The sequence below is a fragment of the Massilia sp. Root335 genome, assembly GCF_001425685.1.
Taxonomy (GTDB): domain Bacteria; phylum Pseudomonadota; class Gammaproteobacteria; order Burkholderiales; family Burkholderiaceae_D; genus Telluria; species Telluria luteola.
Map to the genome: position 1 here is coordinate 271 of NZ_LMCY01000005.1, position 15,756 is coordinate 16,026.

The following is a 15,756-nucleotide window of genomic DNA, read 5'->3' on the forward strand; positions in this document are numbered from 1 at the left end:
TGCACCGCGGGAACGACGGTTCAAGGGCGTGGTCGTGTTTTACCAGCGCCACGCCTCCCGCAGCTTTTCCTTCAGATACCCCACGAACAAGCGCACCCGCGGCGGCAGATTCCGCTGGTGCGGATACACCGCATGCAGCGGCGCCGCCGCCATCGCGTGGTTCGGCAGCACGCGCAGCAGGCGGCCCGCCGCGAGGTCGTCGCCCACGTCCCAGATCGATTTCAATGCGATGCCGCTGCCGGCCAGCGCCAGTTGCTGCGCGGCGCCGCCGTCGTTCGTGAGGAAGGCGGCGTCCACGCGCACGGGCGCGGTGTCGCCGCCGTCGAATTTCCAGTCGGTGCGGCGCTGGTCGCCGATCACGATGAGGCGGTGGCCCGCCAGTTCGCCCGGGGTGCGCGGCTCGCCGTGGCGCTCCAGGTAGGCGGGCGACGCGCACAGCACGCGGTAGTTCGGCGCCAGTTCGCGCGCGACGAGCGAGGAATCAGCCAGCGCGCCGTAGCGGATCGCGAGGTCGTGGCCGCTGTCCAGCAGGTCGACGACCGCATCGCCCAGTTCCAATTGGATCGTCGCCTGCGGGTATAAATCCTGGAACGCGGCCGCGATGGGCGCGAGCCAGCGCCGCCCGAACTCGCCCGGCGCGGTGATGCGCAACAGGCCGTGCACGCCGTCGCGGCGCTGCGCGAGCAGGGCTTCGGCCTGCTCGACTTCATCGAGGATGCGCAGCACGCGCGCGTGGAACAGCCGGCCTTCTTCCGTCAGCGTCTGGCGCCGCGTCGTGCGCTGCAGGAGGCGCGTGCCCAGGCCCGCTTCCAGCAGGGACAGGCGTTTGCTGACGACGGACACGGGCACGTCCAGTTCGCGCGCGGCGGCCGACAGGCTGCCGGCGGAGACGATCCGCGCAAACGCGACGAGGGCAGGGAAGTTGTTGGCGAGCGTGTCCATCTTGCGCTTTTTGGAAATAATGATTTCGTATTCTGCCGCTATTTTTCGCCAGGCGTGAAATCTATGATGGCGCCATCGATCAACGCACGATGGAGCGATACCATGAAAGCCACCCACATCTTCGCGGCCGCAACCATGCTGGCGTCGCTGCCGACGTTCGCGGACGACGATCTCGTACGCGCCCATGAAACCATCGCCGACGCGTCGCTGGCGCCGGCGCAACGGGACGCCGAGCTGCTGGCGGCGCGCCGTTACGCGACGTTCTGGCACACTGGCGACGCACGCTACGCCCGCGCCGCGCTGGCCCCCGGTTTCACCGACCGCACCCTGCCGCCCGGCCGCGCGCAAGGCGTGCCGGGGCCGCTCGCGGCATCGGCATTCGTGCGCACGGCGATCCCCGACCTGCAGGCCGACCTGCAACAGATGATCGTCGCGGGCGACCGCGTCACGATGCACTACCGCTTCCGCGGCCATTTCACGGGACGGTGGGCGGATACGCAAGGCCGGGGGCAGGCGGTCGATTTCATCGCCACCGACATTTATCGCATCGCGGACGGCAAGATCGCCGACAACTGGCATATCGAAGACAACCTCACGCTGATGCAACAACTGGGCCTCGTCGCCCGCTGAAAGGAATCACCATGCTCGTCTCCGCATCGACGGCCGGCATCGGCCTGGCGACGGCCACCGGGCTTGCCCGCGCTGATCGCCGCCGAGCCGCGCGTCGACATCCTCGTCAACAACGCGGGCACGTACGGACCGCAGGATTTCTTCGAGATCGACGACGCCACCTGGGACCACTTTTTTCAACTGAAGGCGTGCGCCTGACGCGCCATTACCTGAAAGGGATGCTGGCGCGGGACTGGGGGCGGGTCGTGTTCGTGTCGTCGGAATCGGGGCTGAACATCCCCGCCGACATGATCCATTACGGCATGACGAAGACGGCCGAGCTGGCGATTTCGCGCGGACTGGCGAAACTGGCGGCCGGCAGCGGCGTCACCGTCAACGCGGTGCTGCCAGGGCCGACGCTGTCGGAAGGCGTGCGCGCCATGCTGCAAGGCGCGGCCGAGGAGGCGAATACATCGGTCGAGCAGGCCGCGACGGCCTTCGTTCGTGCGCAGCGTCCCAGCTCGATCCTGCGCCGGGCGGCGAGCACGGACGAAGTCGCGAACATGATCGTCTACGTGTGCTCGCCGCAGGCGTCGGCCACGACGGGCGCGGCGCTGCGGGTGGATGGCGGCGTCGTGGACACCATCGCGTGAGACCTCATGCCACGACTTCGTCGATCTGCGTCGTCACTTCCTCGAACGCGGCGCTGGCGCGCTCCGCGCCCATGTTCACGCCCTCGGCGTAGATGAACTCGACGTCCGTGATGCCGATCAGGCCCAGCACGCCTTTCAGGTGCGGCACCTGCGAGTCCAGCGGGGTGTCGCGGTAGATGCCGCCGCGGGCCAGGCCCACATAGACTTTCTTGCCGGTGACGAGGCCTTCCGGGCCGTTCGCCGTGTAGCGGAAGGTCTCGCCGGCACGGACGACGGCGTCGATCCACGACTTGATCTGCACCGACACGCTGAAGTTATACATCGGCACGCCCAGCACGATCACGTCGGCGCGTTTCAGCTGCGCGATCAGGGCGTCGTCCAGCGCGACGCGCGCGCTTTGCTCCGGCGTGCGCTGGTCGGCCGGCGTGAACAGGGCGGACAGCGCGGCTTCGTCCAGCACCGGATGCGGGTCGCGCGCCAGGTCGCGCAGCTCGACCGTCGCTTCCGGATGGCGCGCTGCCAGGCGCGCCGTGATGGCGTCGGCGACGCGGGTGGAATTCGAACCGTTGGCACGGGCGCTACCGTTGATCTGCAGGATGTTCATCGTTGTTCTCCAGAAGGATGGGGTCGATGGAGAACATTGTATTGGTTGTCGTTGACGGGATTAAGCCGGTTTATCGGATATCATTGTTCCGCTGGTGGGACGAATATTATCGATCGCTTGACTCGTGTGCATACGCACCTATCATGGGCCCATGACCGCATCCGAACGACTCCTGGCCTGCAACTGCTTTGCCTCGCGCAAGGCGGCGCGCCTGATCACGAAGATGTACGAAGACCACCTGGCGCGCGTGGGCCTGACGAGCACGCAGTTCTCGATCCTGGCCTACGTCGACGAGATCAAAGCTGCGTCGATGAAAGACCTCGCCGTCACGCTGGCGATGGAGCGCACGAGCGTGATCCGCGCCCTGCAGCCGCTGGCGCGCGACGGCCTCGTGGCCATCGGCCCGCACGAGGAAGACGCGCGCCGCAACGTCGTGCGCCTCACCGATGCCGGCAGCGCCAGGCTGGCGCAGGCGCTGCCCGTGTGGCAGGCGGCGCAGGCCGAGTTCGAGCGCCGGTTCGGCACGGCGCTGGGCGGCCAATTACGCGGGGTAGGGTGAGCGATTCAGCGCGCCTCGAACACGAGACACGTCGTGGTCGCATGCGCATACAACCGTCCCTGCGCATCGACGATTTTTCCTTCGGCCGTGGCGAGCTGGCGCCCGCAATGGAGCACCGTCCCGATCGCGCGCAGCGGCCCGCCGTCCAGCCGCGCGCCGCGCACGAGGTTCACGCTCAGCTCCGCCGTCGTGTAGGCGTAGCCCGGCGCCAGCGCCGTCTGCACGGCGCAGCCGACGGCCGAGTCGAGCAGGGTCGCGTACCAGCCGCCGTGCACGGTGCCCATCGGGTTCAGGTGCATGGCCTGCGGCGTGCCCTGGAACGTGGCCGAGCCCTGGTCCACCTCGACGAGGAAGAAGTCGAGCGTCTCGGCGATGTGCGCGTACGGGAAGCGGCCGTCGAGCAGCGCCTGCATCACCGCCAGTCCCGTCATCCCGCGCGCTTCCTGCGCCGGCACCACGCCCGGCCGGCCGCCGCCTTGCGCCACCCGCGCGCGCACCGCGCGCAGCTGCGCTTCCCATTGTTCCGCCACCGTCTGCTGCGTGTCCATGCAAATCTCCCTGGTCCGTTATTGAGTGTATATGCAGCTATTCGATGCCGATTATGCACAGGTTTCGGCATACCCGGGGTTATACTCGCTAGAGGGAGGGTACTAACGCCGTCCCGGCAAGGAACACCGGACATGACATCGCGCCCGCAATCGAACGACCCCCTGTGCAACTGCCTCGCCCTGCGCCAGGCGTCGCGTTACATCACCGGCGTGTACGACCAGGTACTGAGCGAGGCCGGCCTGCGCGTCACCCAGTTTTCGATCCTGTATAAACTGCTGGGGCTGGGGCCGATGACGGTCAACCAGATGTCCGCCGAACTGGTCATGGACCGCACGACCCTCACCCGCAACCTGAAACCCCTCGAGCGCGACGCGCTGGTGACGACCGGTCCCAGTGAACACGACAAGCGCGAGCGCGTCATCGGCCTGACGCCCGCCGGCAAGGCCAAGGTCAAGGCCGTGTTGCCGCTGTGGCGCCGCGCCCAGCAGACCTTCGAGCAGAACTTCGGCAGCGAGCGCGCGCTCGAACTGCGCATGCTGCTGCGCGCCGTCGTCGAGACGGGTATCCACGACATCGACGCCGGACAGTCCTGATTGCAAACAACCCGCAGCGACGCGCGTCATGCAATCTTCAAAATACGTGTATATACTCCTATTTGCAGCTTCCGGCCATTCACCCTGAAAGGAATCATCATGCCTGCCCGCGACATCGTCCTGTGTGCTCCCGTGCGTACCGCCATCGGTACGTTCAACGGTTCCCTGAAAGCCATCCCCGCCGTCGAACTGGGCGCGGCCGCCGTGCGCGCCGCCGTCGCGCGCGCGGGCATGTCGCCCGATGCCATCGATGCGGTCCTGATGGGCAACGTGATCCAGGCGGGCAACCGCATGAATCCGGCGCGCCAGGCGGCCATTCACGGCGGCATCCCCGTGAGCGTGCCCGCGATGACGCTGAACCGCGTATGCGGCTCGGGCGCCCAGGCCATCGCCTCGGCCGCGCACGAGATCCTGGCCGGCGAATCGAACGTCGTGCTGGCCGGCGGCATGGAGAACATGGACCAGGCGCCGTACCTGATGCCGCAGGCGCGCTGGGGCGCGCGCATGGGCCATGCGCAGATCTACGACAGCCTGCTGCACGACGGCCTGAACGACGCGTTCTCGGCCCAGCACTCGGGCTGGCACACCGAGGACCTCGTGAAGGACGTGGACATCAGCCGGTCCGCGCAGGATCGCTGGGCCGAGCGCTCGCAGCGCCGCTTTGCGGACGCCCAGGCGGCCGGTGCGTTCAAGGATGAAATCGTGGCGATCGAGATCGCGGGCAAGCGCGGCGTGCAGCTGTTCGACACGGACGAAGCGAACCGCCCGGACACCACGCTGGAGACGCTCGCGAAACTGAAACCCGCGTTTCGCCCGGACGGCACGATCACGGCCGGCAACGCGCCGGGCCTGAACAGCGGCGCGGCCGCCGTCATCGTCGCCGACCGCGCGACGGCCGAGCGCCTCGGCCTGCAGCCGATCGCGCGCCTCGTCGCATCCGGCGTGGCGGCCGTGGCGCCGGGCATGTTCGGCCTCGGACCCGTGCCGGCCGTGCAGAAGGCCCTCGCGCGCGCGGGCTGGAACGTCGCCGACGTCGACCGCTACGAAATCAACGAGGCGTTCGCCGCCGTGCCGCTCGCGGTGGCGCGCAAGCTGTCGTTGCCGGAAGACGTCATCAACGTCGAAGGCGGCGCGGTGGCGCACGGCCATCCGATCGGCGCGACGGGCGCCGTGCTGACGGTGCGCCTGCTGCATGCGATGCGCCGCGGCCTGGCGCGGCGCGGCGTCGTCACGCTGTGCATCGGCGGCGGGCAGGGGATCGCGCTGGCGCTGGAACGGGTCTGATAAACGGCGGGTTCGATAAACACGCGACCCTGAAACCGTCGCCCCGCGCAGGCGGGGGCCCAAGTGCTGCGCGCTCCAACGCTGCGCATGCAAATTGGGTTCCCGCCTGCGCGGGAACGACGAGGTGGGGGTCATTCCGCTACCGCCTCCCGCATTCTCTCCACCAGAAACTCCCTGAGCGCCCTGACGGCCGGCGACACCTGCCGCCGGCTCGCCAGCACCATGTACAGCGGCTGGCTGTTGCCCTGCCAGTCCGCGCACACGACGCGCAGCGCGCCGCGCGCGAGGTCGGCCTGCACGTCGATGCGCGAGCGGTAGCACAGGCCCAGGCCGTCCAGCGCCCAGCGCCGCACGATCTCGGAATCGTCGGCCACGCGGTCGCCGCGCACCGTCACCTCGATGTCTTCCCCATCCTTGCTGAAGCGCCAGCGGTCGTTGACCGTCTCGTCCAGCATGAAGCACAGGCAGTTGTGCGCCGCGAGGTCGTGCGGCGACGCCGGCGTGCCGTGGCGTGCCAGATAACAGCGAGCTGCAACTGGTCGACGAGCGCATCGCCGGCAAGATGCCGCAAGCGCTGGATTTCAGTGCCGCCGCCGCGCTGCCGCTGACGAGCCTCACGGCGTGGGAACTGCTGTTCGACCGGCTCGATGTCCCGCTCGACGAACGCGGCGACGGCAAGTCGCTGCTCGTGATCGGCGCGGCCGGCGGCGTCGGTTCGATCCTCGTGCAACTGGCGCGCAAGCTCACGCGGCTGACGGTCGTCGGCACGGCGTCGCGCGCCGAAACGCGCGACTGGGTCCTTGAACATGGCGCCCACCACGTGATCGACCACAGCCGGCCGCTGGCCGCCGAAATCCAGCGTGCCGGCTTGAGCGCGCCGGATTACGTGATCAGCCTCACGCACACGGACCAGCACTTCGACCAGATCGTCGAGGCCATCGCGCCGCAGGGCAAATTCGGCCTGATCGACGACCCCGCGCCGATCGACGTCCGTCAACTCAAGCGCAAGGCCGTCTCGCTGCACTGGGAACTGATGTTTACGCGGTCGCTGTTCTCGACGCCGGACATGATCCGCCAGCACGAGATCCTGGACCGCGTGGCGGACCTGATCGACGCGGGCACGCTCCGTTCGACGGCCAACGAGAATTTCGGGCGTATCGATGCGGCCAACCTCAAGCGCGCGCACGCGCTGATCGAGTCGAACCGGGCGCAGGGCAAGATCGTGCTGGCCGGGTTCTGAGCGTTATTGCAGGCGGTGCGTGATCTCCATCGCGAACGGGAACAGCATCTCGCACGGCTGGCCGTGGCAGACGGCAGGTTTATAACGCAGGGCCATGGCGGCACTGGCGACGTAGCGGATCACGTCGTCGTCGAAGCTGCCCACCTTGCGCACTTCCTTCGGGCGGCCGTCGGCGCCGACCAGCACGTGCAGGCGCAGCAGCCCGCGCGCGTTGTACTTGCCGGCGGCGGCCAGCGTGACCCGGTTGAATTCGACGGTGCCGTTCAACGGGTAGGGCGGCTCGTCGCCCGGCTCCAGCGCCGGGTAGCGGCTGCGCACGATGTCCTGCTGCTCCGGCGTGAGCCCATCCCAGCCGGCGTTGGTCGGCAGCGCGGACATCACCTCCGTCTTCGCCAGCAGCGTGCCCGTGTCCGGCTCGGCCTGGTGTTGCCTGAACTTGTTTTCCGGCTTGACGGCTTGCGTCTTGCGCGCGCTTGGATCGAACGTGCCGGTGCGGCCGCTGCCGGCATACGTGATGCGGTCACCGTCGACCGGATGCCCGTCGCGGAATTCGCCTTCGACCATGCCGCCGAGGGCAAAGGTGAGGCGGCCCTGGCCGTTCGGGCGGTCGGCGCGGAATTCGCCCTGGTAGGCGTCGCCGTTCGGATAGATCTGCACGCCCTTGCCTTCGCGCCGCATCATTGTGAGGCCGCCTTCGTAGCGCAGCTCGTCGGCGAAGTGCAGATAACCTTCACCGTCCGGGATGCCGTCGGTCAGCGAGCCGATATAAGTAAATTTGTCGCCTGCTTTCAGTTTGGCTTCGCCGCTGACCGCGCCGCGCGCGAACTTGCCTTCGATGCGCCGCGTGCTGCCATCCTGCGTCGTCCATTCGAGCACGCCGGCGCCGTCCGCAAAGCCGTCCTTGCACGGGCCGTTCCAGTGCACGGATCGGTCGGCGGGGACCGGCAGCAGTTTGCCGACCTGGCAGTCCGGCGCGCCGTAGTGGACAGGAAGGTCGTCCGCGTGGGCGGTCGACGCGATGCAGGACGCGAGCAGCAGGGGCACGATGGTTTTCATCCCGCGACTCTAGCATGCGGGTCCGGCCCGGATGCTCACCGATTGTCACCCCTGGCGCAACCTGAACGTCATGTAGCTCAGGTCATGGCTGGCGTCCGCGATGCGGAGCATGTCGGCCACGCGCGCGACCGTCGTGAAGCCGGCGCGCACGTACAGTTCGCACGCGGGGAGGTTGTCCGACAGGACTTCGAGATCGATCCAGCCGATGTCGGTGTCGTCGCGCGCCCAGCCGGCGGCCGTTGCGAGCAGGCGCCGTCCGAGCCCGCGCCGCCGCCACACGCGGTGCACGCCCATGCCGAGCATGGCGCGGTGCGTGGCGGCCGGTTCGGGCCGGCCGCGCAGGTCGACGTGGCCGGCGATGTCGCCGCCCGGTGCGATGGCCAGCCACAAACGGCGCCAGCCCGGCTGGCCGACGGCGATGTCGATACCCTTGATGAACGCGATGCGCAGCCCGGCCGGCAGGCGCGGCTGCCCGGGCGCCACCGGCTGGAACAGCGGCGTGCCGTCGGCGCCGTTGTCGCGCAGGTGGTCGTCCAGGTAGGCGAAGAACGGCGCCAGGTCGGCGGTGCCGGCCGGGCGGATCGTCAACGTTTGCGCGCTGTCCATCGATGCGTCACAGTGCGCGTGCGATCAGGATCTTCTGGATGTCGCTCGTGCCTTCGTAGATCTGGCACACGCGCACGTCGCGGTAGATGCGCTCGATGGGGAAGTCCGCCACGTACCCGTAGCCGCCGAACACCTGCATCGCGGACGACACGACGCGCTCGGCCATCTCGGACGCGAACAGCTTGGCCATCGCGGCTTCCTTGAGGCAGGGCAGGCCGGCGTCCTTCATCGACGCGGCGTGCAGGATCAGCTGGCGCGCGGCCTCGATCTGCATCGCCATCTCGGCCAGGCGGAACTGCACGGCCTGGTGGTCGAAGATCGGCGTGCCGAAGCTCTCGCGTTCCTTGGCATACGCCAGCGCGGCCTCGAACGCGGCGCGCGCCATGCCGACCGATTGCGACGCGATGCCGATGCGGCCGCCCTCCAGGCCGGACAGCGCGATCTTGTAGCCTTGCCCTTCTTCTCCGATCAGGTTCTCGACCGGGACGCGGCACTCGTCGAACACGATCTGCGCCGTGTCCGACGAATGCTGGCCCATCTTGTGCTCGATGCCCGCGACGATGTAGCCGGGGGTGTCCGTCGGCACCCAGAACGCGCTGATGCCCTTCTTGCCGGCCGCCTTGTCCGTGACCGCCATGACGATCGCGACGTCGCCGTGCTTGCCGCTCGTGATGAACTGCTTGGTGCCGTTCAGGACGTAGTGGTCGCCGTCGCGCACGGCCGTCGTGCGCAGGGCGGCGGCGTCGCTGCCCGTGTGCGGCTCGGTCAGCGCGAAGGCGCCCAGCAGATCGCCCTGCGCGAGTGGACGCAGCCAGCGTTCCTTCTGCGCGGGGTTCGCGTACGCCATCGCGATCGAGCACACGGGGCAGTTGTTGACCGAAATGATGGTCGACGTGCCGCCGTCGCCGGCCGCGATCTCTTCCAGCACGAGCGCCAGCGCCACGTAATCGAGGCCGGCGCCGCCGTACTGCTCGGGCACGGCCACGCCGAACGCGCCCAGCCGGGCCAGTTCCTTCAGCTCGTCCCTGGGAAAATGGTGCTCGCGGTCCCAGCGCGCGGCGTTGGGCGCCAGGCGCTCCTGCGCGAAGGCGCGCAGGGCGTCGCGGATCATCTGGTGTTCTTCGGTCAAAATCATTTGTCTCGTCTATCGTTATCGTCGAGGGCTCACCACGGGATGGGTGTGCCGTCGTAATTGAGGAAGGCGCCGTTCTGCGCTTGTGTTGCGGCGGCCAGCGTGGCGCGCAGCCCGGTCGCGCTCTGCTGCACGGTGAGCGTGGCGCCGGGGCCGCCCATATCGGTCTGCACCCAGCCCGGATGGAACGTGAGGCAGGTGGCGCCTTGCGGGCCCCAGGTCAGCGCGGCGTCGGCCAGCACGGAATTCAGCGCGGCCTTGCTGGCGCGGTACAGCGACGCCTCGCTGCTCTTGCGCGTGCCGATGGACCCCATGCGCGACGAGATCACGGCCAGCCTGCCGCGCGTGGCGGCGACCAGCGGCGCGACGATGGGCAGGATGCGCATCGCGGCCAGCACGTTCGTGTGCATGACGTCGTCGAACTCCCGCTCCGTCGGGAAGCCGGCGTGATCCGGGCCGTACACGCCGGCGACGAGCCAGGCGGCGTCGATCTTTTCGTCGTCCAGCTTCCAGCCCAGGCCACCGATCGATTCCGCGTTGGTGACGTCGACCTGGTGCGCTTGGGCGCCCAGTGCGCGCAGCGCATCGCAATCCGGAGTCTTGCGCGCGGTGGCGATCACGCGCCAGCCGTCGGCGCGGTATTGACGGGCAAGTTCGTGGCCGATGCCGCGCGAGGCGCCGATGATGAGAACGGTGGACATGGGAAGATCTTTCACGATATGGATGCGGTCCGTCACCTTACCGTGTTTTGAAAACACGCGCGTGACGTGGGCACGGGGTGCCCACCCTACCGGTCATTCGTCCGCCATCGATTACACCATCTCGATCGCCATCGCGGTCGCCTCGCCGCCGCCGATGCACAGCGAGGCCACGCCGCGCCTGCCGCCGGTCTTCTTCAGCGCGCCCAGCAGGGTGACGATGATGCGCGCGCCCGACGCGCCGATCGGGTGGCCCAGCGCGCAGGCGCCGCCGTGGATATTGATCTTGTCGTGCGGGATGTCCAGCTCGTGCATCGCGGCCATCGGCACGGCGGCGAAGGCTTCGTTGATCTCGAAGAGGTCGACGTCCTTCGCGGACCAGCCGGTCTTCTTGAACAGCTTTTGCAGCGAGCCGATCGGCGCCGTCGTGAACTGGTCCGGTTCCTGCGCGTGCGTCGTGTGGCCGACGATGCGGGCGATCGGCGTGAGGCCCAGTTCCCTGGCCGTCGATTCGCGCATCATGACGAGGGCCGCGGCGCCGTCGTTGATCGACGACGACGATGCCGCCGTGATGACGCCGTCCTTCTTGAAGGCCGGGCGCAGGGTCGGGATCTTGTCGACCTTGGCCTTGACCGGGCCTTCGTCTTTTTCGATGATGGTCTCGCCCAGGCGGTTCGCCACGGTCACCGGTGCGATCTCCCACTGGAAATCGCCGGACTCGGTGGCATTCTGCGCGCGCCTGACGGATTCGATCGCGAACGCGTCCAGCTGCTCGCGCGAGAAGCAGTATTTGGCCACGCACTCCTCGGCGAACGTGCCCATCGAGCGGCCTTCTCCCGTCTTCTCGTTGCGCGAATAGGCGTCTTCCAGGCCGTCCATCATCATGTGGTCGAACATGACGCCGTGGCCGATGCGGTAGCCGCCGCGCGCCTTCGGGATCAGGTACGGCGCATTGGTCATCGATTCCATGCCGCCGGCGACGACGACGTCCGCGCTGCCGGCCTTGAGCACGTCGTGCGCGAAGATCGCGGCCTGCATCGCCGAGCCGCACATCTTCGACAGGGTGACGGCGCCCGTCGACAGCGGCAGGCCCGCCTTGATCAGCGCCTGGCGCGCCGGGGCCTGGCCCTGGCCGGCCATCAGGCAGTTGCCGAAATAGACGTGCTCGACGAGGCTGGCGTCGACGCCCGCGCGCTCGACGGCCGCCTTGATCGCCACGGCGCCCAGGTCGCTCGCGGATTTCGAGGAAAAGTCGCCCTGGAAGGCGCCCATCGGGGTACGGGCGGCGCCGACGATAACGATTGGATCATTCATTGTGTAAGGTCTCCAAGTAATGGGGTTGCGGCGAGGGTAGCGCCGGGTTCGATTGGTCCGCGTGATGGAACCGGATGTGCTGCGGATAGGGAAAGACGTCCTCGACTTCGCCCGCCAGGATGCGGTCCTTGTGCGATTGCCACCAGACGCGCGTCAATAGTGCGGCGTGGTGTTTCATGAACGCCGCGCGTATCGTTGGATTCGCGAGCAGGAAGCGCGCGAACTGTTCGGGGAAGACGTCGTGCTTGCCGATCGGATACCACGGCTCGGCCGCCATCTCGTCTTCCTCGTTACGCGGCTGCGGGATGTCGCGGAAGTTGCAGTCGGTGAGGTACTCGATCTCGTCGTAGTCGTAGAACACGACGCGGCCTTGTCGGGTGACGCCGAAATTTTTGTACAGCATATCGCCCGGGAAAATGTTCGCGGCGACGAGGTCGCGGATCGCATTGCCGTATTCGAACACGGCATGTTCGATGCGGTCGTCGTCGCCGCTGCGGCGGGCATCGTCCAGGAAGATATTCAGCGGCACCATGCGCCGTTCGATGTACAGGTGCTTGATGATGATGCGGTCGCCTTCGATCTCGACGAGCGAAGGCGCGAACCGGCGCAGCTCGGCCAGCAGTTCCTCGTCGAAGCGCGACAGCGGAAAGGCCACGTCCGAGTACTCCAGCGTGTCGGCCATGCGGCCCACGCGGTCGTGGTGTTTCACCAGCAGGTATTTTTCCTTGATGCGGGCCCGCGTCGTCTCTTTCGGCGGCGGATAGAAATCCTTGATCACCTTGAACACGTACGGAAAGGAGGGTAGTTCGAACACGAGCATCACGAGACCGCGGATACCGGGCGCGCTGCGAAAGGCGTCGGAGCTGTGTTTCAGGTGCTGCAGGAAGTCGCGGAAGAACAGCGTCTTGCCCTGTTTTTGCAGGCCGAGCACCGTATAGATTTCGCTGCGCGGCTTCTTCGGCATCAGGCTGCGCAGGAATTGCACGAAGGCCGACGGCACTTCCATGTCGACCATGAAATAGGCGCGCGTAAACGAGAACAGCAGGATTACCTGTTCCGGGTCGGTCAGCACCGTGTCCAGGACCAGCCGGCCGGCCCGGTCGTGCAGGATGGGCACGACGAACGGGTGCTCGCGGGCGCCGTTGATGGCGCGGCCGACGATGTAGGCGGCCTTGTTGCGGAAGAACAGGCTCGACAGCACGTGCAGTTGCTGGTTCGGTTCGCGCTCGTGCAGGCCGAACTGCTCGGCCATGCGCGCCTCGACGAGGGCGATATCGCGGTCGAGGTTGGCGAACGGGCAGTCGAGCTGGAAATTCGTCACCATGCGCCGCAACGCGAAGCGCAGGCCGTCCGCCGCCGGGTAGTACACGCGGTACGTGGGCGCCGGTTCATCCGTCTCGATGTATTCGGTCGACACGGCCGGGCGCACGAAGATGAAATCGTTGCGGTAGTAGCTGCGGTGCAGGATGTGGCAGCAGACGGAATTGAAGAAGCTCTCGGCCAGTTCCGGACGTTTATGGCCCGTCTGCAGGCCGCTCAACAGGCCGATGTAATGCAGCTTCGTTTCGCGCCAGGTGTCGTCGGTCAGGTCTTCCGGCGCGTAGTCGTCTTCCAGCGCATGCACGCATTCCTGCACGCGCTTGTCGTAGAAATCGATGCGCTTGCGCGCGGCCTGCTGGGCCGTCGTCCAGTCGGCGCGTTCGAAATGGGTCTTGGCCGTCTTGCTGGCCTGGCGGAACAGCGAATAATGGCGGTCGAAGCCGTCCAGGATGGTGCGCGCGATGTCGAAGGCGATCTGGGACGACAGCAGCTTGGGGAAGGTGGCCTGGGTCATCGGGCGTCTCGCGCGGTGGACGGGGCAGCGGTCATTGTAGCTGCGAACGATATGAAACTCGGTGTGTCAGAATGCATCGTCATCGTAAGAAACGTCATTCCCGCGCGGGTGAGCATCGCGCCCCCCGGCACGATGCTCTTCATGCTGAGCTCACGACAACGCGGCAGTTGCGTGTGCCGGAGGCCGAGCATGAATCCCCGGTTTGCGGGAATGACGTTCTTATCTGCGGGCGGCGTGGAGTGTTATTGTTGTGCCGGCTCCTGCCGATCTTCTTGTTCGCCCCGGTCTCCTCTCTCCACAAACTTACATCGTCTCGCCGAACAGCTCGCGCCCGATCAGCATGCGGCGGATCTCGCTCGTGCCCGCGCCGATCTCGTACAGCTTGGCGTCGCGCCACAGACGGCCCACCGGGTACTCGTTGATATAGCCATTGCCGCCCAGCGTCTGGATCGCCTCGCCCGCCATCCACGTCGCCTTTTCCGCGCTGTACAGGATGGCGCCGGCTGCGTCCTTGCGCAGGGCGCGCACCTGCTCCGGGTTCGTCGCGCGGTCGCAGGCCTGGCCGACCGCGTAGACGTACGCACGGCACGCCATCATCGTCGAATACATGTCGGCGATCTTGCCCTGCATCAGTTGGAACTCACCAATTGCCTGACCGAACTGCTTGCGCTCATGGATGTACGGGACGACGACGTCCATGCAGGCGGACATGATGCCCAGCGGGCCGCCGGACAACACGGTGCGCTCGAAATCCAGGCCGGACATCAGCACGTTGACGCCCTTGCCCACGCCACCCAGCACGTTTTCCACCGGCACTTCGCAATCCTGGAACACCAGCTCGCCCGTGTGCGAGCCGCGCATGCCGAGCTTGTCCAGCTTTTGCGCGATCGAGAACCCCTTATAACCCTTTTCGATGAGGAAGGCGGTCATGCCGCGCGGGCCTGCGGCGATGTCCGTTTTGGCGTAGACGACGAGCGTGTCGGCGTCCGGGCCGTTCGTGATCCACATCTTCGTGCCGTTCAGGACGTAGCGGTCGCCCTTCAATTCGGCGCGCAGCTTCATGCTGACGACGTCGGAGCCGGCGTTCGGCTCGGACATGGCGAGGGCGCCGACGTGCTCGCCCGAGATCAGCTTGGGCAGGTATTTGCGCTTCTGTTCTTCGGTGCCGTTGCGCTTGATCTGGTTGACGCACAGGTTCGAGTGGGCGCCGTACGACAGTCCGACGGAGGCCGAAGCGCGCGAGATTTCTTCCATGGCAACGATGTGCGCCAGGTATCCCATGTTGGCGCCGCCGTATTCCTCGCCGACGGTGATGCCCAGCAGGCCCAGTTCGCCCATCTTTTTCCACAGGTCCATCGGGAACTGGTCGGTGCGGTCGATCTCGCCCGCGCGGGGCGCGATTTCGCTCGCGGCGAACTGTTGTACAGCTTCGCGCAGGGCGGCGATGTCTTCGCCGTGGTCAAAGGTCAAGCCAGGGAGATGCAGCATGTCGTCCTCGTTCTCGTCTAGGTTATGGCTGGTGGCCAGACTGGATGATAGCGCGGAGTGACGTTAACGTAAACGTCAAGTAGAGGTCCACGGCCGATTACGCCGCATCCTTCTCCCCGTCCACCAGCTCCCCGACCGCACCGGACTCCGCCAGCAGTCGCCGGCATTCTTCTTCGTGTACAGAAATTTCGGCCAGCGACATCTCGATATCCGCGCGCTGTTGTTCCAGCGTCTCGCGCTGATGCGACAGCACGCCGAGGAAGCGGTTGATCTGGGCCACCGTGTCCTTGGGCGTCTCGTACATGTCGATGATGCTTTTGATCTCCGACAAAGTGAGGCCAAGGCGCTTGCCGCGCAGCGTCAGTTTCAGCCGGGTGCGGTCGCGCGGGGTATAGACACGGTTGCGTCCGCCCTGGCCCTCGCGCATTGGGCTGAGCAGCCCCTGGTCTTCGTAGAAGCGGATCGCTCGGGCGGTAATGTCGAATTCGCGTGCCAGTTCGGCGATGGTGTAGGTCGTGGCCATGGTGTCCTGCGTGTCTCAAGTGGCGCGGTGCGGAATCGCTTAGAATCACATTCCGCGCCTTCCGTTTACGTT

16 protein-coding genes and 2 pseudogenes are annotated in these 15,756 nt (G+C 66.9%); 6 read left to right on the forward strand and 12 right to left on the reverse strand.

The window, feature by feature from the left end:
• Nucleotides 1-39 precede the first annotated feature (39 nt).
• Nucleotides 40-942 (reverse strand): LysR family transcriptional regulator, encoded by a 903-nt coding sequence (locus tag ASC93_RS04215; RefSeq protein ID WP_056437577.1) that lies wholly within the window; start codon nucleotides 940-942, stop codon nucleotides 40-42.
• Between the two features lie 102 nt (nucleotides 943-1,044).
• Here ASC93_RS04215 and ASC93_RS04220 point away from each other — a divergent pair, with 102 nt between their 5' ends.
• Nucleotides 1,045-1,572 (forward strand): ester cyclase, encoded by a 528-nt coding sequence (locus ASC93_RS04220; RefSeq protein ID WP_082547763.1) that lies wholly within the window; start codon nucleotides 1,045-1,047, stop codon nucleotides 1,570-1,572.
• Nucleotides 1,573-1,583: 11 nt separating this feature from the next.
• Nucleotides 1,584-2,204, forward strand: a pseudogene (locus tag ASC93_RS04225) (SDR family NAD(P)-dependent oxidoreductase).
• A gap of 4 nt (nucleotides 2,205-2,208) precedes the next feature.
• Here the strand turns inward: ASC93_RS04225 and ASC93_RS04230 are convergent.
• Nucleotides 2,209-2,808, reverse strand: a complete 600-nt coding sequence (locus ASC93_RS04230) for an FMN-dependent NADH-azoreductase (RefSeq protein WP_056437580.1) — start codon at nucleotides 2,806-2,808, stop codon at nucleotides 2,209-2,211.
• Between the two features lie 151 nt (nucleotides 2,809-2,959).
• Here ASC93_RS04230 and ASC93_RS04235 point away from each other — a divergent pair, with 151 nt between their 5' ends.
• Nucleotides 2,960-3,367, forward strand: a complete 408-nt coding sequence (locus ASC93_RS04235; RefSeq protein WP_056437583.1) for a MarR family winged helix-turn-helix transcriptional regulator — start codon at nucleotides 2,960-2,962, stop codon at nucleotides 3,365-3,367.
• Nucleotides 3,368-3,372: 5 nt separating this feature from the next.
• Here the strand turns inward: ASC93_RS04235 and ASC93_RS04240 are convergent, their stop codons facing one another.
• Nucleotides 3,373-3,915: a PaaI family thioesterase gene (locus tag ASC93_RS04240; protein ID WP_056437586.1), complete on the reverse strand. Its 543-nt coding sequence runs from the start codon at nucleotides 3,913-3,915 to the stop codon at nucleotides 3,373-3,375.
• 132 nt (nucleotides 3,916-4,047) lie between these two features.
• On the opposite strand from ASC93_RS04240, the gene ASC93_RS04245 reads away from it, so the two are divergent.
• The gene (locus tag ASC93_RS04245) at nucleotides 4,048-4,509 is read left to right on the forward strand and encodes a MarR family winged helix-turn-helix transcriptional regulator (protein ID WP_056437589.1); all 462 of its coding nucleotides are present in this window, start codon (nucleotides 4,048-4,050) and stop codon (nucleotides 4,507-4,509) included.
• 99 nt (nucleotides 4,510-4,608) lie between these two features.
• Nucleotides 4,609-5,793: an acetyl-CoA C-acyltransferase gene (locus tag ASC93_RS04250; protein ID WP_056437591.1), complete on the forward strand. Its 1,185-nt coding sequence runs from the start codon at nucleotides 4,609-4,611 to the stop codon at nucleotides 5,791-5,793.
• Nucleotides 5,794-5,924: 131 nt separating this feature from the next.
• Here ASC93_RS04250 and ASC93_RS04255 read toward each other — a convergent pair whose 3' ends face one another.
• Nucleotides 5,925-6,311 (reverse strand): substrate binding domain-containing protein, encoded by a 387-nt coding sequence (locus tag ASC93_RS04255; RefSeq protein WP_082547764.1) that lies wholly within the window; start codon nucleotides 6,309-6,311, stop codon nucleotides 5,925-5,927.
• A 2-nt stretch (nucleotides 6,312-6,313) separates the two neighbouring features.
• On the opposite strand from ASC93_RS04255, the pseudogene ASC93_RS04260 reads away from it, so the two are divergent.
• A pseudogene (locus ASC93_RS04260) lies at nucleotides 6,314-7,033 on the forward strand (zinc-binding alcohol dehydrogenase family protein); the annotation flags it as partial.
• Nucleotides 7,034-7,036: 3 nt separating this feature from the next.
• On the opposite strand, the gene ASC93_RS04265 reads toward ASC93_RS04260, so the two are convergent.
• The 8 genes from ASC93_RS04265 to ASC93_RS04305 form a co-directional block, all read right to left on the reverse strand.
• Entirely contained in the window at nucleotides 7,037-8,089 is a 1,053-nt protein-coding gene (locus ASC93_RS04265; protein WP_056437598.1) for a hypothetical protein, read from the reverse strand.
• A 45-nt stretch (nucleotides 8,090-8,134) separates the two neighbouring features.
• The gene (locus tag ASC93_RS04270; RefSeq protein ID WP_056437600.1) at nucleotides 8,135-8,695 is read right to left on the reverse strand and encodes a GNAT family N-acetyltransferase; all 561 of its coding nucleotides are present in this window, start codon (nucleotides 8,693-8,695) and stop codon (nucleotides 8,135-8,137) included.
• A gap of 7 nt (nucleotides 8,696-8,702) precedes the next feature.
• Nucleotides 8,703-9,830: an acyl-CoA dehydrogenase family protein gene (locus ASC93_RS04275; protein ID WP_056437601.1), complete on the reverse strand. Its 1,128-nt coding sequence runs from the start codon at nucleotides 9,828-9,830 to the stop codon at nucleotides 8,703-8,705.
• Nucleotides 9,831-9,859: 29 nt separating this feature from the next.
• Nucleotides 9,860-10,528: an SDR family oxidoreductase gene (locus tag ASC93_RS04280; RefSeq protein ID WP_056437604.1), complete on the reverse strand. Its 669-nt coding sequence runs from the start codon at nucleotides 10,526-10,528 to the stop codon at nucleotides 9,860-9,862.
• A 111-nt stretch (nucleotides 10,529-10,639) separates the two neighbouring features.
• Complete coding sequence (locus ASC93_RS04285) at nucleotides 10,640-11,839, reverse strand: acetyl-CoA C-acyltransferase (RefSeq protein WP_056437607.1); 1,200 nt, start codon at nucleotides 11,837-11,839, stop codon at nucleotides 10,640-10,642.
• Nucleotides 11,832-13,673, reverse strand: a complete 1,842-nt coding sequence (gene aceK, locus ASC93_RS04290; protein WP_056437610.1) for a bifunctional isocitrate dehydrogenase kinase/phosphatase — start codon at nucleotides 13,671-13,673, stop codon at nucleotides 11,832-11,834. Before aceK ends, ASC93_RS04285 begins: the two co-directional genes overlap by 8 nt.
• Before the next feature lie 303 nt (nucleotides 13,674-13,976).
• Nucleotides 13,977-15,161, reverse strand: coding sequence for an isovaleryl-CoA dehydrogenase (locus ASC93_RS04300; protein ID WP_056437617.1), 1,185 nt, complete (start codon nucleotides 15,159-15,161; stop codon nucleotides 13,977-13,979).
• A 97-nt stretch (nucleotides 15,162-15,258) separates the two neighbouring features.
• On the reverse strand, nucleotides 15,259-15,684 hold the full coding sequence (locus tag ASC93_RS04305) for a MerR family DNA-binding transcriptional regulator (RefSeq protein ID WP_056437620.1): 426 nt from the start codon (nucleotides 15,682-15,684) through the stop codon (nucleotides 15,259-15,261).
• Nucleotides 15,685-15,756: the final 72 nt, after the last annotated feature.

Bases quoted from the DNA above. Each gene is read 5' to 3' on its own strand.
- ASC93_RS04300 (WP_056437617.1), bottom strand. From the start codon at position 15,161: ATGCTGCATCTCCCTGGCTTGACCTTTGACCACGGCGAAGACATCGCC.
- ASC93_RS04230 (WP_056437580.1), bottom strand. From the start codon at position 2,808: ATGAACATCCTGCAGATCAACGGTAGCGCCCGTGCCAACGGTTCGAAT.
- ASC93_RS04270 (WP_056437600.1), bottom strand. From the start codon at position 8,695: ATGGACAGCGCGCAAACGTTGACGATCCGCCCGGCCGGCACCGCCGAC.
- aceK (WP_056437610.1), bottom strand. From the start codon at position 13,673: ATGACCCAGGCCACCTTCCCCAAGCTGCTGTCGTCCCAGATCGCCTTC.
- ASC93_RS04275 (WP_056437601.1), bottom strand. From the start codon at position 9,830: ATGATTTTGACCGAAGAACACCAGATGATCCGCGACGCCCTGCGCGCC.
- ASC93_RS04245 (WP_056437589.1), top strand. From the start codon at position 4,048: ATGACATCGCGCCCGCAATCGAACGACCCCCTGTGCAACTGCCTCGCC.
- ASC93_RS04235 (WP_056437583.1), top strand. From the start codon at position 2,960: ATGACCGCATCCGAACGACTCCTGGCCTGCAACTGCTTTGCCTCGCGC.
- ASC93_RS04285 (WP_056437607.1), bottom strand. From the start codon at position 11,839: ATGAATGATCCAATCGTTATCGTCGGCGCCGCCCGTACCCCGATGGGC.
- ASC93_RS04250 (WP_056437591.1), top strand. From the start codon at position 4,609: ATGCCTGCCCGCGACATCGTCCTGTGTGCTCCCGTGCGTACCGCCATC.
- ASC93_RS04305 (WP_056437620.1), bottom strand. From the start codon at position 15,684: ATGGCCACGACCTACACCATCGCCGAACTGGCACGCGAATTCGACATT.
- ASC93_RS04280 (WP_056437604.1), bottom strand. From the start codon at position 10,528: ATGTCCACCGTTCTCATCATCGGCGCCTCGCGCGGCATCGGCCACGAA.
- ASC93_RS04265 (WP_056437598.1), bottom strand. From the start codon at position 8,089: ATGAAAACCATCGTGCCCCTGCTGCTCGCGTCCTGCATCGCGTCGACC.
- ASC93_RS04215 (WP_056437577.1), bottom strand. From the start codon at position 942: ATGGACACGCTCGCCAACAACTTCCCTGCCCTCGTCGCGTTTGCGCGG.
- ASC93_RS04240 (WP_056437586.1), bottom strand. From the start codon at position 3,915: ATGGACACGCAGCAGACGGTGGCGGAACAATGGGAAGCGCAGCTGCGC.
- ASC93_RS04220 (WP_082547763.1), top strand. From the start codon at position 1,045: ATGAAAGCCACCCACATCTTCGCGGCCGCAACCATGCTGGCGTCGCTG.